The 22,662-nt window shown below is 63.4% G+C and carries 18 protein-coding genes; 7 read left to right on the top strand and 11 right to left on the bottom strand.

Annotated elements, in window-relative coordinates:
- Nucleotides 1-57: 57 nt before the first annotated feature.
- The 4 genes from lon to GL300_RS00595 all read right to left on the bottom strand — a co-directional run bounded on the left by lon (nucleotide 58) and on the right by GL300_RS00595 (nucleotide 5,149).
- Entirely contained in the window at nucleotides 58-2,475 is a 2,418-nt protein-coding gene (gene lon, locus GL300_RS00610) for an endopeptidase La (RefSeq protein WP_155037652.1), read from the bottom strand.
- A gap of 173 nt (nucleotides 2,476-2,648) precedes the next feature.
- Entirely contained in the window at nucleotides 2,649-2,849 is a 201-nt protein-coding gene (locus GL300_RS00605; protein WP_155037651.1) for a CsbD family protein, read from the bottom strand.
- A gap of 111 nt (nucleotides 2,850-2,960) precedes the next feature.
- A complete protein-coding gene (locus GL300_RS00600; RefSeq protein ID WP_155037650.1) occupies nucleotides 2,961-3,893 on the bottom strand; it encodes a LysR family transcriptional regulator in 933 nt (310 codons plus the stop codon).
- A 71-nt stretch (nucleotides 3,894-3,964) separates the two neighbouring features.
- Complete coding sequence (locus GL300_RS00595; RefSeq protein ID WP_155037649.1) at nucleotides 3,965-5,149, bottom strand: 4-hydroxyphenylacetate 3-hydroxylase N-terminal domain-containing protein; 1,185 nt, start codon at nucleotides 5,147-5,149, stop codon at nucleotides 3,965-3,967.
- 355 nt (nucleotides 5,150-5,504) lie between these two features.
- On the opposite strand from GL300_RS00595, the gene GL300_RS00590 reads away from it, so the two are divergent.
- Genes GL300_RS00590 through GL300_RS00565 form a run of 6 tightly spaced genes read left to right on the top strand, consistent with a single transcriptional unit; the run spans nucleotide 5,505 to nucleotide 12,654 of the window.
- Nucleotides 5,505-6,575 (top strand): ABC transporter ATP-binding protein, encoded by a 1,071-nt coding sequence (locus tag GL300_RS00590; protein ID WP_211594919.1) that lies wholly within the window; start codon nucleotides 5,505-5,507, stop codon nucleotides 6,573-6,575.
- Nucleotides 6,572-7,507: an ABC transporter permease gene (locus tag GL300_RS00585; protein WP_155037647.1), complete on the top strand. Its 936-nt coding sequence runs from the start codon at nucleotides 6,572-6,574 to the stop codon at nucleotides 7,505-7,507. Before GL300_RS00590 ends, GL300_RS00585 begins: the two co-directional genes overlap by 4 nt.
- The gene (locus tag GL300_RS00580) at nucleotides 7,504-8,307 is read left to right on the top strand and encodes an ABC transporter permease (RefSeq protein WP_155037646.1); all 804 of its coding nucleotides are present in this window, start codon (nucleotides 7,504-7,506) and stop codon (nucleotides 8,305-8,307) included. Before GL300_RS00585 ends, GL300_RS00580 begins: the two co-directional genes overlap by 4 nt.
- A 39-nt stretch (nucleotides 8,308-8,346) precedes the next feature.
- Complete coding sequence (locus GL300_RS00575) at nucleotides 8,347-9,363, top strand: extracellular solute-binding protein (RefSeq protein ID WP_155037645.1); 1,017 nt, start codon at nucleotides 8,347-8,349, stop codon at nucleotides 9,361-9,363.
- Nucleotides 9,364-9,415: 52 nt separating this feature from the next.
- Entirely contained in the window at nucleotides 9,416-11,062 is a 1,647-nt protein-coding gene (locus tag GL300_RS00570; RefSeq protein WP_155037644.1) for an amidohydrolase, read from the top strand.
- Entirely contained in the window at nucleotides 11,062-12,654 is a 1,593-nt protein-coding gene (locus GL300_RS00565; RefSeq protein WP_155037643.1) for a GMC family oxidoreductase, read from the top strand. Before GL300_RS00570 ends, GL300_RS00565 begins: the two co-directional genes overlap by 1 nt.
- Before the next feature lie 40 nt (nucleotides 12,655-12,694).
- On the opposite strand, the gene GL300_RS00560 is transcribed toward GL300_RS00565, so the two are convergent.
- From GL300_RS00560 to GL300_RS00540, 5 genes are all read right to left on the bottom strand, one after another.
- Entirely contained in the window at nucleotides 12,695-14,764 is a 2,070-nt protein-coding gene (locus GL300_RS00560; RefSeq protein ID WP_155037642.1) for an oxidoreductase, read from the bottom strand.
- Nucleotides 14,765-14,821: 57 nt separating this feature from the next.
- The gene (locus GL300_RS00555; RefSeq protein ID WP_155037641.1) at nucleotides 14,822-16,312 is read right to left on the bottom strand and encodes an aldehyde dehydrogenase; all 1,491 of its coding nucleotides are present in this window, start codon (nucleotides 16,310-16,312) and stop codon (nucleotides 14,822-14,824) included.
- 11 nt (nucleotides 16,313-16,323) lie between these two features.
- Nucleotides 16,324-16,998 (bottom strand): DUF1028 domain-containing protein, encoded by a 675-nt coding sequence (locus GL300_RS00550; RefSeq protein ID WP_155037640.1) that lies wholly within the window; start codon nucleotides 16,996-16,998, stop codon nucleotides 16,324-16,326.
- A 4-nt stretch (nucleotides 16,999-17,002) separates the two neighbouring features.
- Nucleotides 17,003-17,419 carry a RidA family protein gene (locus GL300_RS00545; protein ID WP_155037639.1) on the bottom strand — a complete coding sequence of 139 codons (417 nt, stop codon included), beginning with the start codon at nucleotides 17,417-17,419 and terminating at the stop codon, nucleotides 17,003-17,005.
- Between the two features lie 107 nt (nucleotides 17,420-17,526).
- The gene (locus GL300_RS00540; protein WP_155037638.1) at nucleotides 17,527-18,801 is read right to left on the bottom strand and encodes a flavin-containing monooxygenase; all 1,275 of its coding nucleotides are present in this window, start codon (nucleotides 18,799-18,801) and stop codon (nucleotides 17,527-17,529) included.
- A 242-nt stretch (nucleotides 18,802-19,043) separates the two neighbouring features.
- Here GL300_RS00540 and argE point away from each other — a divergent pair, with 242 nt between their 5' ends.
- Entirely contained in the window at nucleotides 19,044-20,201 is a 1,158-nt protein-coding gene (argE, locus tag GL300_RS00535) for an acetylornithine deacetylase (protein ID WP_155037637.1), read from the top strand.
- 75 nt (nucleotides 20,202-20,276) lie between these two features.
- On the opposite strand, the gene guaA is transcribed toward argE, so the two are convergent.
- The gene (gene guaA, locus GL300_RS00530) at nucleotides 20,277-21,836 is read right to left on the bottom strand and encodes a glutamine-hydrolyzing GMP synthase (RefSeq protein ID WP_155037636.1); all 1,560 of its coding nucleotides are present in this window, start codon (nucleotides 21,834-21,836) and stop codon (nucleotides 20,277-20,279) included.
- 155 nt (nucleotides 21,837-21,991) lie between these two features.
- Nucleotides 21,992-22,603, bottom strand: a complete 612-nt coding sequence (locus GL300_RS00525) for a thiamine phosphate synthase (protein ID WP_155037635.1) — start codon at nucleotides 22,601-22,603, stop codon at nucleotides 21,992-21,994.
- Nucleotides 22,604-22,662 lie beyond the last annotated feature (59 nt).

The raw sequence follows: 22,662 nt of genomic DNA, 5'->3' as shown, positions 1-22,662 counted from the left end.
TATGCGGATGCGGATTGAAAAACCGCGCGAAGTTGCCTTCGCGCGGTTCGGTTTCCTTTAGTGGGCGACCGCTGTGCCGCCGCTGCCTTGCTCACGCGCGGCGGCAAGCTTGCTGGCCTCGGCGGCTTCCTCGGCGGCCTCGTCCCATTCCACCGGCTCGGGCTTGCGCAGCAGCGCATATTCCAGAACCTCGCGGACATGACTGACAGGGATGATCCGCAGCCCCTCCTTCACATTGACCGGAATTTCGGCCAGGTCCTTCTCGTTGTCGACCGGGATCAGCACCGTCTTGATCCCGCCGCGCAGCGCCGCCAGCAACTTTTCTTTCAGCCCGCCAATCGCCATGGCATTGCCCCGCAACGAAACCTCGCCGGTCATGGCGATGTCCTTGCGAACCGGGATCTGCGTCAGCACCGAGACGATCGAGGTGACCATCGCAAGACCCGCCGAAGGCCCATCCTTGGGTGTGGCCCCGTCGGGCACGTGGACGTGGATGTCGATGGCATCGAATTTCGGCGGCTTCACCCCAATCTGGGGCGCGATCGAGCGCACATAGCTCGCCGCCGCGTCAATCGACTCCTTCATCACCTCGCCCAGTTTCCCGGTCGTCTTCATCCGGCCCTTGCCGGGCAGCTTAAGCGCCTCGATCTGCAGCAGATCGCCACCGACCTGAGTCCAGGCCAGACCGGTCACCACGCCGACCTGATCGTCCTTTTCGGCCAGACCATAGCGGTGACGGCGCACGCCCAGATATTCCTCGGCCTTGTCGGGGTCGACGGCGACGGACTTGACCTTGCCCTTGAGGATCTCGGTCACGGCCTTGCGGGCCAGTTTCGCGATCTCGCGTTCCAGCGACCGCACGCCCGCTTCGCGGGTGTAGTAGCGGATCACATGGGTGAGCGCCTCATCCGAGACCGAGAACTCGCCCTTGCGCAGCCCGTTCGCCGTAATCTGCTTGGGCAGCAGGTGCTGGCGTGCGATCTCGCGCTTCTCGTCCTCGGTGTAGCCGGCGAGAGAGATGATCTCCATCCGGTCGAGCAGGGGGCCCGGCATGTTGTAGCTGTTGGCCGTGGTCACGAACATCACGTTCGACAGATCGTATTCCACCTCAAGATAGTGGTCGACGAAGGTCGCGTTCTGTTCCGGATCAAGCACCTCAAGCATGGCCGAGGCCGGGTCGCCGCGGAAATCCTGACCCATCTTGTCGATCTCATCGAGCAGGATGAGCGGGTTCGTGGTCTTGGCCTTTTTCAGCGCCTGGATGATCTTGCCCGGCATCGAGCCGATATAGGTCCGGCGGTGGCCGCGGATCTCGGATTCGTCACGCACGCCGCCAAGGCTGATGCGGATGAATTCGCGTCCCGTGGCTTTCGCAACCGAGCGGCCAAGGCTGGTCTTGCCGACGCCCGGAGGGCCGACAAGGCACAGGATCGGCCCCTTCAGCTTGGCCGAGCGGTTCTGCACCGCCAGATATTCGACGATGCGTTCCTTGACCTTTTCCAGACCATAGTGGTCGGCATCCAGCACGGCCTCGGCCTTGCCCAGATCCTTGCGGGTGCGCGACTTCACGCCCCAGGGCAGGGACAGCAGCCAGTCCAGATAGTTGCGGCTGACCGTGGCTTCGGCCGACATCGGAGACATCGACTTCAGCTTCTTCAGCTCGGCATCGGCCTTTTCGCGGGCCTCCTTGCTGAACTTGGTCGCGGCAATCTTTTCCTCAAGCTCGGTCAGCTCGTTCGAGCCATCCTCGCCATCGCCCAGCTCCTTCTGAATGGCCTTCATCTGCTCATTCAGGTAGTATTCGCGCTGGGTCTTCTCCATCTGCGTCTTCACGCGGGACTTGATCTTCTTCTCGACCTGCAGGACCGACATTTCGCCCTGCATCAGGCCATAGACCTTTTCCAGACGCTCGGCGGTGTCCAGCGTCTCAAGCAGATCCTGCTTCTTGTCCAGCGCGATGCCCAGATGGCCGCTGACCAGATCGGCCAGACGCGAGGGCTCGCGTGCTTCGGCCACGGCCGAGACGACTTCCTCGGGGATGTTCTTGCGCACTTTTACATAGCGCTCGAATTCCTCGGCGACGGCACGGGTCAGGGCGGTGCGGGTTTCGTCATCGCCCTCGATCTCGGCAAGCGGTTCGCAGCTTGCTTCGAAGAAATTCTCGTTGCTGATGAAGTCCAGAATGCGCACACGCTGGCGGCCTTCGACCAGAACCTTGACGGTCCCGTCGGGCAGCTTCAGCAGTTGCAAGACATTGGCCAGCACGCCGGTGCGGAAGATGCCGTCCGCGGCGGGTTCGTCGACAGCCGCGTCTTTTTGCGCGGCCAGCAGGATCGGGCGATCCTGCTCCATTACAGCCTCAAGTGCCCGTACGGATTTCTCGCGCCCCACGAACAGCGGCACGATCATGTGCGGGAATACCACGATGTCCCGCAGAGGCAGGACAGGATGGGTGGCATGGGCGAATTCGTTCATGGAATCAGTCCTTTCTCGCCAAGAGACTTGGCCCCGGAAGCGGCAGCGCAGGTCTCCTGCTTCCGCACAAGATAGGTAGGCGGCGCGATCTGTTCAATGGCTCATTGGGGCGCACCCCCTGCACGCAAAAGACCCCCGCCAATGGCGAGGGTCTTGCTGCCCGTATGGCCGGGTCAGGCGCGTTCGCGCAGGAAATCGTCCATGCGACGTTCGGCTTCTTCCTTGGTCCAGCCGTATTTTTCCTGCAGCTTGCCGGCAAGCTTGTCGCGCTTGCCCGCGATTTCGGTCAGTTCGTCATCGGTCAAATCGCCCCATTGCTCTTTGACCGTGCCTTTGACCTGGTTCCATTTGCCTTCGACGATATCCCAGTTCATCGCGCTAGCCTCCATCGCTGATTGCACTGTATCGATGGCAGGACAACGGGCGGGAGAAGGGCTGGGTTGCCGCGCCTCACCCAGACGTGAGGTGGCGTGAAAAAGGGCGGGTCAGGCCTTCACGCCCAGAAGCCGGCCCTGATGCGCCGCGATCCATGTCTCGGCGTGTTTCATGAAGGCCTTGTGTAGCTGGGTTCGTTCGGTCCCCTCGCTGACCAGCACACCCAGCCGCATTGGGCGCTGCTGACCGGTCAGGGGGATGAAGCGCAGCGGTTTGCCGTCGGGGGCCACGTCATGCAGCGGCCGCACGTTCACGATCGAATAGCCGAAGCCGTTGGCAACAAGGCTGCGCATCACCGCCATATCGCGGGTGCGCTCGGCGATATTGGCGCGCAGGCCTGCCTTGACAAAGAAGGACAGGAAGTAGTCGGCGCTCAGCGGCAGATCCAGCAGCACCATCGGGTAGGGTGCCAGTTCGTGGATCGATACTGCGGGCAGATGCGCCAGCGGATGCGTCTCGCTAAGGGCAACCGTCGGCGGCAGGTCGAGAATGGGAAAGAAGCGCAGGTCGTTCGGCAGGTCCAGATCATAGGTCAGCGCCAGATCGATCCGCGCCTGCCGCAGCATGCCAAAGATCTCGGCCTGATCAGCCTCGATCTGGCTGATGCGAACCTCGCTGTATTGCTCGATGAAGCTGCGGCGCAGACCCGGCAGCACTATCTGTGCGAATGTGCTTAGACAGCCCACCGCTAGCGGACCCCGGATCGAGCCGGACAGATCCCCCGCCAGATCGCGCATGGCTGCCGCCTGACGCAGCACTGTCTGGGCCTGATCCAGCAGCTTTCGCCCCGCCAATGTCGGGGTCAGACCCTGCGCGTGGTAACGCACGAACAGCTTGACGCCCAGTTCCTCCTCAAGCTGCGAAATCCCGGCCGAGATCGAGGGCGAGGACACGTTCACCTGCTGCGAGGCGGCGGCGATGCTTCCGGTTTCGCCCACGGCGACGAAATATTCCAGTTGTCGCAAGGTATAGCGTAAAGGCATCCGTCATCCCGGTCCGAGCGGCGCAATATTGTCCGAAATGCCGGGGCGTTTCAATCGACCTTGGCGCGGGATCAGACGAGGGCGAGGTCCCTTTCCACATGGGTATCAAGCTGGGCGATACGCTCGGCGATGGCGACCGGGCTGTCCCAGTCGAAGCTGCGCAAGAAGGCGGCGAATGCGCCATGATCCATGTCGATTTCGGGGGCGTCCTTGCCCGTCAGTCCTTGTGCAAAGGCCAGCAGTTCGGGGTGATCTGACATGTCCGCAGGAAGCGCACCGGTCAGCCGCGACAGCGCCAGCGCGCGCCCGGCATGCAGCAGCGACTGGTTGGGCATCATCAATCCGGCCGGGGATTTCTGGCCAAGGGCGACGGCGGCGGTCAGATGGGCGTGGATGCCCTCGCGCCACAAAGCCAGCCCCAGCAGATCGTCCTGCATGTCCCGCCCGCTCTGCAGCACCGTCCCGATCATCAGGTCGGCGACCCGCAGCAGGCGCTGCAGGAACCCGAACCCGGCATAGCGCGGCAAACTGTCCGCCATCAGCCGCGCCGCATCCGGGTCGCGGTGGGACAGCACGTTTTCCCATGGGACCAGAACGTCATCGAAGACCAGCCGGGTCTCGTCGATCAGGCTGCGCGCCTGATCCAAGCGGCAGCGGAAAGCCAATCCCGGCCTATCCAGATCGCAGATAAAGGACGTGTCCCCCCAAATGGCGATCCGATTGGCAATGGCGGCGGCAGGGGCAAGGCATTCTCCGCCGATGACGATGCCTGCATCGGTCTCACGCAGGACATGCGGGGCAGGGGGCGTGGTGGTAGGGGTCGCGGTGATCACGAACATGTCCTGATCCAGCGCGCGGGCGATTTGGGTCTGCACATTCTCGGCAAATTCCGGGGCCAGATCGGCCAGCATCGGGGCCGCGTCATGCAGCGACCAGATCTGGCCCATGCCCTCGACCGGACTGGGGAGGTGAACCGCGCCGCGGATATCCAATCCCAGATCGACTGCACGCCGTTTCGCCCACCAATCCGCCTGCGAGACGGGCAGCCGCGCAGCGATTGCGCAAGTTTCGCCATTGCGCGTGACGGTGAGGATGTCACGAGAGGCGTCCTCGTGCTGCAGGTCGTAAAGACGGGCACGGGCATCGACCAGCGGACCAAGGATGGGGTCCACGGTCACGTCATCGACGCGGGTCCCGTCCAGAAGAATGTCGCGATTGCTCAGGGATTGGCGATACGCCCTGCCGGTGCGGATCATGGCGGCCTCATGCGCTGTGGCCCCCAAGGGCCCGTTGCGTGAGTATTTTCACGCATGAGGAGAGCGGCAAAGAAGCGCTTCGCTTACGGGTGCTTAGCCTTGCCCTAAGCACGGTTTGGAAAACTGCCGATACTTCGGGCAGGCTTGGCCAAAACGGTAGCATCCGGGCCGCAACCTTGCGAAATACGCCAATAATCGCAAGAGTTTCCTGACTTTAGTTTCTTCCTAATCAGGGGTTCCGCAAGTCCTCATTTACCCGCAGGGATGCATGCCGGATCAATGCGAAAATGGGTGCAGGAATAGGCCAAGGCGCGCGCGGCCACCCTTGCGCACTATCAGGACAAGGTCTCGCCAGATGAATCAGAAAGCCGTCGAAGTGATCGGGGTCTCGAAAAACTTCGGGTCATATCAGGCGCTGAAGTCGATCAGCTTCGACATCCGCAGCAATGAGTTTTTCACAATGCTGGGCCCGTCGGGATGCGGCAAGACGACGCTGCTGCGCATGCTGGCGGGCTTCGAAAGCCCCGATACCGGCTCGATCCTGCTCAATGGCCGCGAGGTGGTCGAGATCCCGCCCCATAAGCGTCGGGTGAACACGGTATTCCAAAGCTATGCGCTGTTCCCGCATATGACGCTGGAACAGAACGTGGCCTTCGGGCTGGAAAATCTGGGCTGGCAGCGCAGCCGCATCCGTTCCCGCGTTGGTGAGATGCTTGAGCGTGTCCACATGTCGCAATTCGCCACCCGCAAGCCCGCGCAACTGTCGGGCGGTCAGCGCCAGCGCGTCGCCCTGGCCCGCGCCCTTGCCCCCGAACCCGAGGTGTTGCTGCTGGACGAACCGCTGTCCGCGCTGGACCTGAAGCTGCGGCAGGCGATGCGGGACGAATTGCGCATGTTGCAGCGCGACACCGGCATCACCTTTGTCTTCGTGACCCACGATCAAGAGGAAGCGCTGGACATGTCCGACCGCATCGCCGTTCTGGGCGGCGGCGAGGTCCAGCAGATTGGCACGCCCACCGAAATCTATGAGGAACCCGTGAACCGCTTCGTTGCCGATTTCGTCGGCGAGACGAATTTCCTGCCCGTCGAGGTGCTGGAAGCCGCAGGTGGCATGGCGACGGTCCGCACGCCCTTTGGGCAGTTGATCCGCGTCTCTGCCCCCGCAGGCGTGACCAAGGGCGCGGCGACCCTGTCGGTCAGGCCCGAAAAGATCAATCTGGGCGATCAGGCTCCTGCGACCGCCTTCCCGGCGCAGGTGGTCAATAAGAACTACATGGGCGGCTACACGCATTACCTGCTTTCCGCCAACGGGACCGAGTTCCGCGCCTCGCGCCGCAATGCCTCGCGCGAGGGGGACACGATCCCCGTCGGCGGCACGATTGCAGCGGGCTTTGCCGAGACCTCGGCGCGGGTGCTGCTGGCATGACCGACAGCGCCCATCATGGTCCGGTGACCGCTACTGCGCCGCGCGCCCGCGCGCCCGGTTTTTGGCACAACCTCGCTTTCTGGGGGCTGCTGCCGTCATGGCTGCTGATGGGCGTGGCGCTGCTTCTGCCCATCCTCATCATCGCCGCCGTCTCGGTGGCGACACGCGGGGCCTATGGCGGGTTCGAATGGGGGTTCGACCTGTCCGGCTATCGCCAGATCCTGTTCAACGAGGGCTGGACAGGGGAACTGGAATTCACCCCGCAATATCTGGTCATCATCCTGCGGACGCTGGCCTTGGCAGGGGTGACGACGCTGATCTGCCTGGCTGTCGCGGTTCCCGTCGCCTATCACATCGCCTGCCAACCGCCCCGGCTTAAAGCTGCGCTGGTCTATCTGATCACGCTGCCCTTCTGGGTGTCGATGATCCTGCGGGTCTATGCCTGGATGATCATCCTTGGCCGCGACGGGCCGCTGCCGCGCTTTCTGGAATTCTTCGGCGCGCATGCGGGGCTAAGCTTCATGTATAATGACGGGGCGACGCTGGCGGCGATGGTCTATACCTATATGCCGCTGATGGTGCTGCCGGTCTTTGCCTCAATCGAGAAGCTGGACGGCACATTGATCGAGGCCGCGCATGATCTGTATGGCAACCGCTGGGTCACGCTGCGCCGGGTGATCCTGCCCTTGACCGCGCCAGGGCTGATCTCGGGGGCGATCCTTGTGTTCGTGCCGTCGCTGGGCGCGGTGCTGGAACCCTCGCTGATGGGCGGTGGCAAGCAGATGATGATGGGCTCGCTGATACAGCTGCAGTTCAGCGGCGGGCGGAACTGGCCCTTTGGCGCGGCCATCGCCATGACGCTGCTGGTCTTTGTGATGATCGTGCTGCTGCTGATCGCGCGCCGCGCCACCGCGAAGGAGTCCACCGCATGAGCAAGCGCCATGACGTCAAACGCTATCCCGGCCTGAATGCGCTGAATCTGGCGTTCTTTGCCTATCTTTACGCGCCTTTGGCGGTGGTGGTGGCCTATTCCTTCAACGACAACAAGATCGCGGGCGTCTGGACGCATTTCTCATTGAAATGGTACGGCTCGGCGCTGAACAACCCGGCCCTGATGAAGGCGCTGGAGACCTCGCTGATCGTGGCGGCCGTGGCGACGGTGGTGGCGACGACCATCGCGCTGATGGCGGCATTGGCGATCATCCGTGGCCGCAATGTCCGCTACCGGAGACTGTCGGAAACCATCGTCAACCTGCCGCTGCTGCTGCCCGAGATCGTGCTGGCCGTGGCGACGCTGATCCTGTTTTCGCTGATCGGGCTGCAGAACGGCATGGTCAAGCTGGTCATTGCCCATTCCGCATTCTGCACCCCCTTTGCCTTCCTGCCGATCCGCGCGCGACTGCAGGGCATGTCGCTGGATTTCGAGGAAGCCGCGACCGATCTTTACGCCTCGCGCTGGGTGACCTTTCGCCGGGTGACGCTGCCCCTGATCTTCCCGGGGCTGTTTTCGGGGGCGATGCTGGCCTTCCTGATCTCGATGGATGACTTCATCACCTCGAATATGCTGAGTTCGGGCGGCACGACGACGCTGCCGGTCTATATCTTCTCGCTGATCCGGGCGGGGACATCGCCGGAACTGAATGCCATCGCCTCGCTTCTGATCCTTGCCTCGCTGGTGCTGGCCACGACTGCGCTGCTGGTGGCGGCAAGGGGCAATCGCGACCGGCTGTAAACCACATAAAAACCCAGAAAAGTCCAACAGGAGAAACGAATGAAGAAGTATCTTGCGGCAACTGCGATCGGCCTTTGTCTTGCCTCATCAGCGCAGGCCGAGGGCAAGCTGAACCTTTACGTCTGGTCCGAGTCGATTTCACCGGCGCTGATCGAGAAGTTTTCCAAGGAAAACGATGTCGAGGTGCATGTGGATGGCTATACCTCGAACGAGGATCTGCTGACCAAGCTGCAGGCCGGGGCCTCGGGCTATGACCTGTCGACGCCTTCGCAGCATTTCCTGAAGATCATGATCGATCAGGGCCTGATCGAGAATATCGAGGCGAACAAACTGACCGCCTATGAAAACATCGACCCGCGCTGGCGCAATCAGTGGTGGGACGAAAAGCAGGAATATTCGATCCCGATCGCCTATGGCACCGCCGGTTTCGTCATCAATACCGATCTGTACAAGGGCCCTACCGACAGCCTGAAATACTTCTTCGAACCCGAGGGCGATCTGGCCGGCAAAATCGCCATGCTGTCCTATCCCGATGAGGTGATCGGCGCGGCGCAGCTTTATCTGGGCGTGCCCTTCTGCTCGGAAGACCCGGCCGAGATGAAGAAGGTGCTGGACCTGTTGATGGCGCAAAAGCCTGCGGTCGCGGTCTATTCCTCGGACAATATCGCCAGCCGTCTGGGTTCGGGCGAGGTCTCGGCACATTTCTGGTGGGACGGCGAGGAACTCAAGGCCCGTGACGGCGGCGCGCCCTTCCAGCTGGCGATGACCAAGGAAGGTCTGGTCGGCTGGCTGGACAGCATGGTCATCCCGAAAGGTGCACCCAACCGCGAGAATGCGGTCAAGTTCATCGAGTTCATGTCGCAGCCCGAAAACGCCACCGAGCAGATGAACTTCTACGCCCATAGCTCGCCGATGAAGACCGTGGCGGAAAAGGTCGTCTACACCAAGGAAAAGGCCCCCGAGCTGTATCCCGAGGTGCCGGTCGAGTTCTCGCGCACCTGTTCACCGGCGGCGCAGGATCTGGTGACCAAGGTCTGGACCCAGCTTCTGCAGTAACCAACCGAAACGACGGGGGCGCAGGTCGCCCCCGTTTTCGTCCGAGGGACCCATGCCAGCCGATCTTGTCATTCGGAACGCGCGGACCCGCGCGCTGTTTGCGCCTGCGGGCAGCTCTGCCATCGCCATCAAGGATGGCCGCATTCTGGCGCTTGGCGACGATGCCGCGATGCGCGCGCTGTCCGGGCCCGCGACGCAGGTGATCGACGCCAAGGGGGCCGAGCTGCTGCCCGGCTTCATCGAAAGCCATCTGCATCTGTTCACCGGCGGCGCGACGCTGTCGATGCTGAACCTTGGGCCGGTCTTCGGCTTCGATGCGGTCAAGACCGCCTTCGACAGCTTCATCCGCGCCAATCCGGGTCAGGGCATCCTGTTCGGCTATGCGGTGAATTACACCATCTTTGGCGAGGATCGCCGCCCCGACCGCCATATCCTTGACGCTATCTGCACTGACCGGCCGATCTGCCTAATGGCGACCGATCTGCATTGCGCCTGGGCCAATACCCGCGCGCTGGAGCTGGCGGGGGTGCTGCACGGGGCCGATCTTGGGCCGGGTTCCGAGGTGGTGATGGGGCCAGACGGGCTGGCCACGGGTGAGCTGCGTGAATTCGCCGCCATGAACCGGGTCAAGATGCTGTCACCGCTGCGCGGGCGCGACGGGCTGGATTATCGTGGCGGCGATGCGGTGTCCGACGCCGACCGCGCCCACGACCGTGCGCTGATCCGCAAGGCGGGCGAATATTGCGCCCGCCACGGCATCACCAGCGCCGTCAATATGGATGGCAATGAATATCAGGCCGGGCTGATGCGTGATCTGGCGCTGGCAGGTCAGATGCCGGTCCGCGTCAGCCTGCCTTTGCGGCTTGAGGAAATCGATGGCCCCGAAGGCGTTGCCCGGATTGATGATTTTGGCCCCGACGTGCCGGGCTGGCTGCGTTTCGGTCGGATCAAGCTGTTCATGGACGGGGTCTATGACACTTGGACCGCGCTGACGGTCAGCGACTATCCCGACCGGCCCGGCTTTCGTTCCGCACCGCTGATCGCGCCCGAAAAATTTGACGCAATCTGCATCGAGGCCGACCGGCGCGGCTTGCAGATCGCCACCCATGCCGTCGGCGACGGCGCGGTGCGTGCGACCATTGACGGCTATGCTGCCGCAGCAAGGGCAAACGGCCCCCGCGATGCCCGCCACCGGATCGAGCATATCGACACGATTACCCGTGCTGATCTGGAACGGCTGCAACCACTTGGCATCACGGCCTCGATGCAGCCGGTGCATCCGCCGGGCTCGGCCGGGCTGCCGCTGGAGCCGACCACCACGATCATGGGCCGCGACCGCTGGCCCACGGCTTTCCCGTGGCGGATGATCCTTGATCGCGGCGTGGCGCTGGCCTTTGGGACGGATTGGCCGGTCTCTCCGATCTCGCCGCTTTACGCGATCCATTGCGCGCTGACCCGGACCCCATGGGCCGCCGACATGCCCGACCAGCGCCCGAAGCTGGAGGAATGCCTGTCCGCCTATACCACCGGCGGTGCCTATGCCGATTTCGCTGAAACCCGGCGCGGCAGGCTGGAGGTCGGGCTGGACGCCGATCTGGTTCTGATCGCGGGCGCGCTGGAGGGGTTGGCCCATGCCCCCGATGCCGCGCGCATCGCCCTGACCGTTTGCGGGGGACGCATCACCCATATGGAGGCCTGATGGAACGCTTTGACTATATCGTCGTCGGTGCAGGATCAGCCGGTTGCGTGCTGGCCAACCGCCTGTCCGCCAATCCCCACCACCGAGTGCTGGTGATCGAGGCGGGCGGCCACGACCGCGACATCCGCGTCAAAGTCCCCGCTGGCATCCTTGCCATGTATGGCCGTCCCCGTTTCGATTACGGCTATGTCGGCACACCGCAGCCAGAACTGAACAACCGACGCATCCCGGTGAACCGGGGGCGGATGCTGGGCGGATCGTCCTCGCTGAACTCGATGCTTTATATCCGGGGGGCGGGTGCCGATTACGACGAATGGCGCGATCTGGGCTGCGAGGGCTGGGGCTGGGACGAGGTGCTGCCCGTCTTCAAGGCGCTTGAGCGCAACCAGAACGGACAGGACCCGGCCCTGCACGGGACGACGGGCGAGCTGATCGTCAGCCGTCCCCGCGATCCGAACCCGGTCTGTCAGGATTTCATCGCCGTAGGCGAGGCGCTGCAACTGCCGCGCAACGTGGATTTCAACGGCCCGAGCCAGCTTGGCCTTGGCGTCTATGACGTGACTCAGCGCGACGGACTGCGCTTCTCGGCCTATAACGCTTTTCTTGAACCGGTGCAGAACCGCCCGAACCTGACGATCTGGTCCGGCACCACCCTGCGCCGGTTGCTGATCGAGGAAGGCCGCGTCACCGGCATCGAGATCCAGCGCGGCACCGAAATCCAGCGCGTTCAGGCGGGTGAGGTGATCCTCAGCAGCGGTGCCATCGGCACGCCAATGGCGCTGATGGCTTCGGGGATCGGGCCGGGCAAGGCGCTGGCCGGGCAGGGGATCGAGGTGATCCATGACCTGCCCGGCGTGGGCGCGAACCTGCGCGACCATGTGGACGGGATGATCACGGTGCGCAGCGGCTCGACCCGGACCTTGGGGTTTTCGCTGGGGAATTGGCGCAGGCTTCTGGCCTCGCCCTTCCGGTTTGCGGCTAATCGCAAGGGCGAGCTGTCGACCAACTACGTCGTCGCGGGCGGTTTTGCCCGCACGCCGCTGGCTGGCGAGCTGCCCGATGTGCAGTTCCATTTCGTCCCCGGCTATCGCAGTCATCGCGGGCGTCTGGTCGAATGGGGGCATGGCTTTGCCATCCATACCTGCGTGCTGCGGCCGCGATCCATCGGCGAGATCCGCATCGCGCGACACGCAGACGGATTTACCCCGCAGATCGACCACCGTTTCTTCAGAGATCCCCATGACGCGGCCACTTTGGTCGAAGGCATCAAGCTGGCCCGCCGCATCTTTGCCGCCGCCCCCATGGCTGGGCTGCAAGGCCGCGAAATCCTGCCCGGCCCCGATGTGCGGACCGATGCCGACATCCTTGCCTATCTGCGGGCCGAGGCGCTGACCGTCTATCACCCGGTCGGCACCGCCAAGATGGGCCGTGATCCGATGGCGGTGGTCGATCCGCGCAGCATGAAGGTTCACGGGGTCGAAGGGCTTCGGGTGGCCGATGCCTCGGTCATGCCGACGCTGATTGGCGGCAATACCAATGCGCCCTCGATGATGATCGGGGAAAGATGCGCCCGGGCGATGCTCGGGAGATGATCGTAAGGGAAAGGGGGGCGCATGATGCGCCCCCGTTCGTTCAATCCAGCGCGAGTTCGGTGATCTCGCGGCGGAAGGGCAGGTTGTCGCCGCGATCGGGCTCGTCCAGCTCGCGCGCGTAGCGGTGACCGGCATAGGTCGCCCATGCGATGGGGCCGGGGGCGTTGGCGTCGCCGATGATCTTGACCGACTTGATTCCGGCATCGGCCCAGTCGGCCTCGCGCGATTTCAGGTCCAGATAGACCTGATTTTCTTCCTTGCGCGAGGCGACGATCACCACGGCGTCGCAGCCATGTTCCTGCAATTGGTCGGTATAGGTGCAGTTTGACACCACATGCCCCTTGCCGATGGCCACCACGCCACGGTTCAAGACGATATTGACGCCCATTCCGGCCAGCCGGCGGTGGATGGTGTGTTGTTCCAGCGTGTTGACCGTCCAGTCCGAGATATAGGCCGAGGGGGTGATGAAGGTGACCTCGCAGCCCTCCTGCACCAGAAGTTCCGCCAGAACGCCGCCCATGTAGTAATGGTCGTCGTCATAGATCACGATTTTTCCGCGCGGTTTGCGGCCCTCCATGATGTCGTCGGGCGTATAGACCGGCACGGACGCATCCATCGGGAAAGGCACGACGTGCTGGCGGCTGACGCCGTCGGCGCGCCATTTCGCCCCGCTAGCGATGCAGACATTCTGGAAGCCGAACTCAAGGATGCTTTCCGCGTCCAGCTGGCTGTCGAAATAGGTCTCGACATTGGCGCGCTGGCTGAGTTGGTATTCGCGATACTCGACCACGCGGCCCCAAGCCGACAGGCCGGGAAGCAGCCGCTCGCGGGCGACGCGGCCGCCCAGCACGGTGCGGCCCTCGGCAATGGCCACGTCATAGCCACGCAGCGACAAGGCGCGTGCGGCCTCAAGCCCGGCGGGACCGGAACCGACGATCAGCACGCTTTGGCTGTCGCCCTTGGCGTTCATGGTTTCCGGGTGCCAGCCCTTGCGCCATTCCTCCATGAAGGTCGGGTTCTGGGTGCAGCGGCTGATCGACATGGTCATGTCACCAGTGATGCAGATATTGCAGCCGATGCATTCGCGGATGTCCTCGATGCGGCCTTCCTCGATCTTCTTGGGCAGGAAGGGATCGGCGATGGACGGACGCGCGCAGCCGATGAAATCCAGCGTGCCCGATTTGATCATCCGCACCATCGTATCGGGCGAGGTGAAGCGCCCGACGCCGACGACCGGCTTGTCGGTCAGCTCACGGATGCCGCGAACCAATTGTTCCTGCGCGGATTCCTCCTTGAAGCGTGAGGGGCCGGAGCAGTCCTCCCAGGTGCCCTGCGCCAGATCCCAGAGGTCGGGCAGGTTGCGGTTCATTTCGATGAATTCGCGGACCTCGGCGTTGGAAAAGCCCAATTCGCCGACGGTCTCATCCAGGCTGACCCGCAAGGTGATGCCCATGGTGTCGCCCACCGCGTCGCGCATGTCGGCGATGACCTCGTTCACGAAGCGCGAACGGTTTTCCAGGCTGCCGCCATATTCGTCGCTGCGGTGGTTGGTCGCGCGGCTCAGGAAATGCTGGAAGATGCCAAAGCCATGCGCCCCGTAAAGACAGATCAGGTCGAACCCGCCCAGTTTCGCACGCTTGGCTGCATTCACGAACCAGCGGCGCAGGTTCTTGATGTCTGCCTTGTCCAGCGCGCGGGCTTGCACCGGGTCATTGGTGAAGGTGCGGATCGGCATGGCCGAGGGGGCCAGCGGCACTTCCTTGGTGTAAAGGTTGGGGCCGTTGATGCCGGAATAGGCCAGCTGGATGCCAGCCAGCGCGCCATGGGTCTTCATTCTGTCGGCCATCTTGCGCAGTTGCGGGATGTCCTTGTCCTCCCACAGGCGCAGCTCGATGAAGGGGGTGATTTCCGAGGTGTGGTGCATCTCGCATTGCTCGGTGAAGATGACGCCCCAGCCGCCTTGGGCCTTGATGCCGCGCATCTCGGCCGCAGCCGAAGGGTCGCGGTAGCCGCCCCCATTGCAATGCGGCACCTGGTAGAAGCGGTTCTTGGCTGTGACAGGGCCGATCTGCATCGGCTGGAACAGGATGTCGTAGCGGGAATCGCGCAAAGTCTTCTCCTTCAGGGGTCTTGATGCAGGGGGCGCGTGCGCGCATCCCGCCTTGGCTCAGGTCCGGTATTTGATCCAGACCGTTTTCAGCGCCGTATATTTCTCCAGCGAATGCAGCGACAGATCGCGGCCAAAACCCGATTGCTTCATGCCGCCAAAGGGCGTCTGCGCCGACAGCGCATCGACCGTGTTGACCGAAACCGTGCCGACATGCAGCCGGTCCGAGACCCGGCAGGCGCGCGACAGGTTGTCGGTCCAGACCGAGGCCGCAAGGCCGTAGATCGAGTCATTGGCCATCCGCACCGCCTCATCCTCGCTGTCAAAGGCGATGACCGACAGGACCGGGCCAAAGATCTCGTCCCGCGCCAAGGGATCGCCGTGGCGCACATCGTCAAAGATCGTCGGCTGCACGAAACAGCCCTTGCCGTTCACGGTCACGCGGCTGCCCCCGGCGACAAGGTTCGCGGTCTGCTTGCCCGCCTCGACAAAGCGCATGATGCCTTGGGTCTGCTTCTCATCAACGATGGCCCCCATACGCGAGGCCGGGTCTAGCGGGTCACCGGGCTGCATGGCCGTCGCGCGCGCGATCAGCTTTTCGACCAGCCGGTCCTTGACCGAGCGCTCGACATACAGCCGCGAATTGGCCGAGCAGACCTCGCCCTGATTGAAGAAGATGCCAAAGGCCGCCATATCCGCCGCGACATCCAGATCCTCGCAATCGGCGAAGATGATATTGGGGCTTTTGCCGCCGGTCTCGGGCCAGACCTGCTTCAGGTTCGACTGGCCGGAATATTGCATGAACAGCTTGCCGGTGGCGGTCGAGCCGGTAAAGGCCAGACAATCGACATCCATATGCAGGCCCAAGGCCTTGCCCGCCGTCGCGCCATAGCCCGGAACGACATTGAAGACCCCGTCCGGCACGCCCGCCTCGGCCGCCAGTTCCGCCAGCCGCAGCGCCGAAAGCGGCGATTGCTCGGCGGGTTTCAGCACCACCGAATTACCTGCGGCCAAGGCGGCAGCCGCCTTCCATGTCGCCATGTCCAGCGGAAAATTCCACGGCACCACCGCGCCGACAACGCCCAAGGGCACGCGCCGCACCAGTGCCAGATCGCCGGGGCCGGTGGGGGCGACCTCATCATAGATCTTGTCGATGGCCTCGGCATACCATTGGAAAAAATGCGCCGAACCCGGTGCGTCGATCGTCGCGGCATCCGTGACCAGCTTGCCCATATCGAGGCTGTCCAGCAGCGCCATTTCTTCCAGATTGGCGCGGATCAGATCCGCCAGCTTCAGCATCACCGCCTTGCGCGCGCCCGGAGCCATGCGCGACCAACGCCCGTCCTCAAAGGCGCGACGGCCAGCGGCAACGGCCAGATCGATATCGGCACCGTCGCATTCCGCGACCTGCGCCAGCACCTCGCCCGTGGCCGGGTTGATGCTGTCAAAGACCCGACCCGAGACCGCATCGACAAAACGCCCGTCGATAAAGGCCTTGTTGCGAAAGCTCAGTCCCGCTGCGCGCGATTTCCAACCCTGATGGTCCAGCATGTCCCGCTCCTTCATTCGTCGCCCGGAACGCCATATGACGGCGCCACGCGGGGGTCGAGCGCGCGCTGGACATAGGCGTCCAGCTGTGGCTTGTAGATGTCCCAAAGCTGGGCGATTGCCTCGATCGGGCAGTCCTCAGACCAATCGCAGCGCAGATCGGCGACAGGCCAGCTGACCTTGTCGACGATCTTCAGGCCCGCCGAATGTACCGGCCCGGCCTCGCCGCCCGCGGCCAGCCCGGCGCGCATCGCGGCGATCAGCCGGTCACCGATATGGCCGGTCGCGGCCAGATAGCCGTCAACGATGGCCTGCGGCACACCGTCATTGGCCAGCATGTTCCCGCCCGAAGCGACGTTCGCCGCCTGAGCCTGCGTCCAGATCCCCAGCGAGTTCGGTCCCGAATGGATCGCCGTCCGGCCATTGCGATCCACGGCCAGCACCTGCCGATACTCGATGAACCGGCCGCGCCGCTGTATTTCGGCTACGGCATCGGTGGCGGACATGCCGCCCTCCATCAGGTCCAGCGCCAAGGGGCCAAGGCTGGGATCGGTCACGTTCTGCGAGGCGACTGCGCCCACACCCGCGCGGGCATAGGCACAGCGTGCGGCCACGGCGGGGGATGAGGATGAGATGGCGATACCGAACATGCCGGTATCGGGACAGCGCGCGACCAGCGAAAAGGTCATGACATCAATCCGGGATAACGGCGGTGCCGTCGATTTCGACCAGCCAGTCGGGACGGGCCAGCGCCTGTACCACCAGCCCGGTCGAGACCGGATGCACGCCCTTCAGATATTCGCCCATGGTGCGATAGACCGCCTCGCGGTGGCGGACGTCGGTGATATAGACCACGACCTTGACCAGATGCTCCATCTGGCCGCCAGCTTCCTCGATCAGTTGCTTGATATTCTGCATGACCTTGTGGGTCTGTTCGACCGGGTCATGGCTTTCGATGTTCTTGGCCGTGTCCAGATCCTGCGGGCATTGGCCGCGCAGCCAGACGATGCGCCCGCCGGTGGTCACGACCGCCTGACACAGGTCGTTGTCCAGGTTCTGCTCGGGGTAGGTTTCCCTGGTGTTGAATTTGCGAATGCGGGTATGGGCCATCATGCTCTCCGTGGGCTCGGATTCAGGTTATGTTTTTGACGCAGCCTGAGGAATTGAAAAGAAAACTCTGGCTCATCCCTGCTAAGGGTAGGCCTAACCATCACCGTTCAGGCGTCCTGCGGTTGGCGCGCGGCCTGAGCGTGATAGTCCATGTATTTGCGCTGGATCGCGATCTGTTCGGCGATGTGGCGGGCATCGTGCCAGACGCCCCAGATGAAGCTTGAGCCCCGGCGCGATTGCCACGGCAGGCCAAGGAAGAAGATCCCCCGCTCGACCGAGACGCCGCGCTGATGGCGGGGTTTGCCGTTCTGGTCAAAGGCGTCCAGCTTGATCCAGCCGTAATCGGCGACAAAGCCGGTGGCCCAGATGACCGTCGTGATGCCCGCGTCGGCCAGATCCAGCGCAAGGATCGGGTCGGTCAGGCAGCCGGGATCGGGCTCGCGCTTGCGGGCGGCGGGCTCGGTCGGCAGGTCAAGGCCGTTGCGGGTGGCATAGGCATCGGCTTCATCCAGCAGGCCAAGGTAATTCGCGTCGCCGCGATCAATGTTCTCGCGCAAGTCGGGGGCGAGGCTCAGGCTGCCGTCACCATACCCTTCGGTCCGGCCCAGCAGGGTGATGCCCTGATTGCCCAGCCGACGGAAATCGATCGTCTCGCCGCCACGCGCACCGCTGACGGCGATGGTGACATGTTCGGTTCCCGGATTGGGTGCGGCCATGTCCCATTTGCCAAGGACGCCCAGCCACCAGCAGAAGTCGCGACCGCGATAGGCGCGGGGGGGGCGGTCATGGGGACCGACCGACAGATAGACCTTGCGGCCCGACCGGTTCAGCTCATCCGCGATCTGCACCCCGGACGATCCCGCGCCGATCACCAGAACCGCGCCGGGTGCCAGTTGTTCGGGATTGCGATAGGCGCTGGAATGAATCTGCGCCACGCCCGCATCTTGGGGGATCACAGCAGGGATCACCGGGACCTGAAAGGGGCCGGTCGCCGCGACGACATGATCTGCTTCGATTACGCCTGCCGAGGTGGTGACGGTAAAGCCGGGACGGCCCTGATTGCGGCGAAGGTCTTGCACCTCGACCCCACAACGGACGGGGGCCTTGATCTGATCGGCATAGGCGACAAAATAATCCGCGACCGCCTCCTTGCCGATAAAGGCATCGGGTCCGGCATCGGGAAACTCCATCCCCGGAAAGCGGTCATGCCAGGCCGGGCCATTCGCGACCAGCGAATCCCAGCGGCCCGAGCGCCAGCGTTCGGCGATGCGGTCGCGTTCCAGCACCAGATGGGGAATGCCGGCGCGGGTCAGGTGTTCGCTCATGGCAATGCCTGCCTGACCCGCACCCACGACCAACGTGTCGACTTTCTCAACTGCCATTTCTGCGTCCTTTTCAGGGGGTTCCCGGTTGTCCCGGAATGTCTCCGGGGCTTTTCCCTGATCTAGCCTCAGGTTTGGGGAGGCGAAAATTACGGTTTCTTGCAGCAAGGCTTAGGCAGAACCTAATGCGGGCCCCGCAACTTAGCTTTCGCCGCAGCACTGGCTTGGCAAAGGCTAATTTCATCGCCACCCGTCTTGCGGGATAGAGGACCGCCGGACGTCGCCGCCAAGGAAATCTGCCCATGACCGTTCCCTATCCCGAAACCCTTGCGTTGCTTGAGCGGCTGATCGCCTTTCCGACTGTCAGCGTGGCCAGCAATCTGGCGCTGGTTGATTTCGTCGAAAGCCAACTGCAGGGCGCTGGCTTCACGACGCATCGGCTGCCGTCGCCGGACGGGACGAAAGCCGGGCTGATGGCCCGTCTGGGCGATGGGATGGGCGGGGTGATGCTGTCGGCCCATAGCGATGTCGTTCCTGCCGAGGGACAGGTCTGGACGCGTCCGCCCTTTGAGCTGACGCGGGAAGGTGACCGGCTGTATGGCCGGGGCACGACCGACATGAAGGGGTTTTTGGCATCAATGCTGGCCTTGGCCGAACGGGCGGCGCGTGAGGGCGTCCAGCGTCCCTTGATGCTGGCGATGTCTTACGATGAAGAGGTCGGCTGCACCGGCATTCGCGACATGCTCCCGGGGATCAGGAAGCTTGGCTGGCAACCCGACCTGTGCGTCGTCGGAGAGCCGACCGGCATGCGTCCCGCCATCGGTCATAAGGGCAAGGCCGCGCTGCTGGCGACCTGTCGTGGCAGTGCCGGGCATTCCTCGCTTGCGCCGCGCTTCGTCAACGCCCTGCATCTTGCGGCCGAGTTCATCGCCGCCCTGCGCAATATCCAGCAGGATTACGCCCTTTCGGCGCATCAGGACCCTGCCTATGACATTCCCTATTCGACAGTCCATGCCGGTCGTATGCAGGGCGGGACGGCGCTGAACATCGTCCCGGATCAGGCCCACATCGAGTTCGAAATCCGCCATCTGCCCGCCGACAGCCTGAGCGAATTCGAAACCCGCCTGCGAAATGAAGCCGCGCGCATCCTTGCGCCGTTCCGGGCGCAGGACCCGGCAGCGCAGATCGAGATCGCGGTCACGAATACCTATCCCGGCCTTGCGATTGCATCCGATCATCCCGCTGTCACGCGGGTTGCGCGGCTCTGCACAAACGCGCAGCCGATCAAGGTCGCCTATGGCACCGAGGCTGGCTATTTTGAGCAGCTTGGCATCCCGACAGTGGTTTGCGGCCCCGGCGACATGAACGCGCAAGGCCATAAACCGGATGAGTTCCTGGCCATGCAGCAACTGGCCCAATGTGACGGGATGATGGACCGTTTGCTGGCCGAATTGGGCTGAAACGATCCGCAAGAATGAAAATCGCCGGAAACTGTCTCCAGCTTCCGGCGATCTGTTCAGGTCAGGCCAGCGGGATCATTCCCACTCGATCGTTCCCGGCGGTTTCGAGGTGATGTCATAGGTGCAGCGGTTGATGCCCTTGACTTCATTGATGATCCGCGTCGCGGTTTCGCCCAGGAATTCATGGGTGAAGGGGTAATAATCCGCCGTCATCCCGTCGACCGAGGTCACCGCGCGCAGCGCACAGGCAAAGTCATAGGTGCGCCCGTCGCCCATCACGCCCACGGTGCGGACGGGAAGGATCGCGACGAAAGCCTGCCAGATATCGTCGTAGAGGTCATGCTTGCGGATCTGGTCGATAAAGACCGCGTCCGCCTTGCGCAGGATCTCCAGCTTTTCGCGGGTGATCTCGCCGGGGCAGCGGATCGCCAGACCCGGACCGGGGAAGGGATGGCGGCCGATGAACTTCTCGGGCAGGCCAAGCTCGCGGCCAAGGGCGCGGACCTCGTCCTTGAACAGCTCGCGCAGCGGCTCGACCAGTTTCAGGCCCATCTTCTCGGGCAGGCCGCCGACATTGTGGTGCGACTTGATCGTGACCGAGGGGCCGCCGCTGAAGCTGACGCTTTCGATCACGTCCGGATACAGCGTGCCTTGGGCCAGGAATTCCGCGCCATCGATCTGGTTCGCGTATTTCTGGAACACGTCGATGAACAGCTTGCCGATGGTCTTGCGCTTGACCTCGGGGTCCGAGACGCCTTCCAGTTCACCAAGGAACAGGTCGCTTTCATCGGCATGGATCAGCGGAATATTGTAGGTGTCACGGAACATCGTGACGACCTCATCGGCCTCGTTCAGGCGCAGCAGACCGTGATCGACGAAGACGCAGGTCAGCTGATCGCCGATCGCCTCGTGGATCAGCACGGCCGCGACCGAGCTGTCGACGCCGCCCGAAAGCCCGCAGATCACCTGCTTGTCGCCGACCTGCTCGCGGATCTTGCGGATCGCTTCCTCGCGGTAGCTGGCCATGGTCCAGTCGCCGGTGAAGCCCGCCATGCGCACGAAGTTTTCCAGCATCGTGCGGCCATTCGGGGTGTGGTGCACCTCGGGGTGGAATTGCACGGCAAAGAACTTGCGCGCCTCGTCCGCGATCATCGCATAGGGGGCGTTGGGCGAGGTGCCGATGACTTCGAAGCCGGGGGCCAGCAGGGTGACGCGGTCACCGTGGCTCATCCAGACTTCCTCGCGGCCGGTATCGAACAGGCCAGCGAAGATGCCGTCGCCATTGTGGCCCTCGGCTGCGGCGATGAAGGCGCGGCCATATTCGGCGTGATGGCCGGATTCGACGCGGCCACCCAGCTGCTCCATCATAACCTGCTGTCCATAGCAGATCCCGAACAGCGGGACGCCAAGGTCGAACAGGCTTTGGGGCGCGCGGGGCGAGTTTTCCTCGGTCACCGAGGCAGGCCCACCGGACAGGATCACCGCCTGGGGGGCAAAGCTTTTCAGGAAGGCGTCATCCACCGAGTTGAAGGGGTGGATTTCGCAATAGACATTCAGCTCTCGCAGGCGGCGCGCAATCAGCTGCGTGACCTGGGAACCGAAATCAATGATGAGAAGGCGCTGGTGCTGGGTCATGGAAAGCCTTTAGGCCGCGTCATCGTTATTCGCAAGAGGCAGCCCTAGTCTGGGCTGCAACCTTGCTGGGGTATTTAAGAAACGAAGAAAGCCGGGCGCAGCGGCAGAGTTTCTTCGTTTCCCAAATACCCAATCCGGCAGCGATGCTCTCGCGCTCAGCGCCAAAGAAGGCCGAGCGCTTCAACCGGATCATCGGCGGCCCAGATCTCCAGCCCAAGCGCGATGAAGTCGCAGACCGGCGCAAGCTGTCCGATCAGGGCAGGGGTCAGCGCGCCTTCGGCCACGACGGGCGCCTCGATCATCTCGGACCACCATTGGAACAGGTCATGCTCGGCGACCTGGCCGTGGCCCAAGGCGGTCGTGCGACAGGGGCCGAAGCTGATATAGTCCGCCCCGGCTTCGGCGGCGTTCATGCCGTCATGGCGCGAGTTTCCGCAATAGGCTCCGACGATTGCGTCGGGGCCGAGTTCTTTGCGGGCGTAGCGCACGCTGCGCGCACCATCGGTCAGGTGGACGCCGTCCAGACCGTGGCGTTGTGCCAGCTCGATATGGTCCTCGATGACCACGGCGACATCGCGGGCATGGGCGATCTCTCGGGTGATGTCGGCAAGACGCCCCAGTTCCTCTTCGCTGCCCGCGCCGGGAATGCGCACGCAGGCGACGGGAAAGCGGTCCATGACTTCGGCCAGAAGTGGCCCGATCGTCGATGCGGCCGCCCCGACTGGGGTGATCAGATAGAGTTGGGGCGAGTTGGGCTGTTCTGTCATGGCGCTGTCATCCTCGTGTTCCCGTCTGCAGATAGCGCAGCAAGCCGCGCCTTGCCAGT

The organism is Paracoccus litorisediminis, assembly GCF_009711205.1.
In the GTDB taxonomy this organism is placed as follows: Bacteria; Pseudomonadota; Alphaproteobacteria; order Rhodobacterales; family Rhodobacteraceae; genus Paracoccus; species Paracoccus litorisediminis.
The sequence above is the reverse complement of the archived record's forward strand: the minus strand, read 5'-3'. Positions and strand labels throughout refer to the sequence as shown.

Excerpts from the sequence above, each read along its gene's own strand:
- lon (WP_155037652.1), bottom strand. The coding sequence starts at position 2,475 with ATGAACGAATTCGCCCATGCCACCCATCCTGTCCTGCCTCTGCGGGAC.
- GL300_RS00605 (WP_155037651.1), bottom strand. The coding sequence starts at position 2,849 with ATGAACTGGGATATCGTCGAAGGCAAATGGAACCAGGTCAAAGGCACG.
- GL300_RS00600 (WP_155037650.1), bottom strand. The coding sequence starts at position 3,893 with ATGCCTTTACGCTATACCTTGCGACAACTGGAATATTTCGTCGCCGTG.
- GL300_RS00595 (WP_155037649.1), bottom strand. The coding sequence starts at position 5,149 with ATGATCCGCACCGGCAGGGCGTATCGCCAATCCCTGAGCAATCGCGAC.
- GL300_RS00590 (WP_211594919.1), top strand. The coding sequence starts at position 5,505 with ATGAATCAGAAAGCCGTCGAAGTGATCGGGGTCTCGAAAAACTTCGGG.
- GL300_RS00585 (WP_155037647.1), top strand. The coding sequence starts at position 6,572 with ATGACCGACAGCGCCCATCATGGTCCGGTGACCGCTACTGCGCCGCGC.
- GL300_RS00580 (WP_155037646.1), top strand. The coding sequence starts at position 7,504 with ATGAGCAAGCGCCATGACGTCAAACGCTATCCCGGCCTGAATGCGCTG.
- GL300_RS00575 (WP_155037645.1), top strand. The coding sequence starts at position 8,347 with ATGAAGAAGTATCTTGCGGCAACTGCGATCGGCCTTTGTCTTGCCTCA.
- GL300_RS00570 (WP_155037644.1), top strand. The coding sequence starts at position 9,416 with ATGCCAGCCGATCTTGTCATTCGGAACGCGCGGACCCGCGCGCTGTTT.
- GL300_RS00565 (WP_155037643.1), top strand. The coding sequence starts at position 11,062 with ATGGAACGCTTTGACTATATCGTCGTCGGTGCAGGATCAGCCGGTTGC.
- GL300_RS00555 (WP_155037641.1), bottom strand. The coding sequence starts at position 16,312 with ATGCTGGACCATCAGGGTTGGAAATCGCGCGCAGCGGGACTGAGCTTT.
- GL300_RS00550 (WP_155037640.1), bottom strand. The coding sequence starts at position 16,998 with ATGACCTTTTCGCTGGTCGCGCGCTGTCCCGATACCGGCATGTTCGGT.
- GL300_RS00545 (WP_155037639.1), bottom strand. The coding sequence starts at position 17,419 with ATGGCCCATACCCGCATTCGCAAATTCAACACCAGGGAAACCTACCCC.
- GL300_RS00540 (WP_155037638.1), bottom strand. The coding sequence starts at position 18,801 with ATGGCAGTTGAGAAAGTCGACACGTTGGTCGTGGGTGCGGGTCAGGCA.
- argE (WP_155037637.1), top strand. The coding sequence starts at position 19,044 with ATGACCGTTCCCTATCCCGAAACCCTTGCGTTGCTTGAGCGGCTGATC.
- guaA (WP_155037636.1), bottom strand. The coding sequence starts at position 21,836 with ATGACCCAGCACCAGCGCCTTCTCATCATTGATTTCGGTTCCCAGGTC.
- GL300_RS00525 (WP_155037635.1), bottom strand. The coding sequence starts at position 22,603 with ATGACAGAACAGCCCAACTCGCCCCAACTCTATCTGATCACCCCAGTC.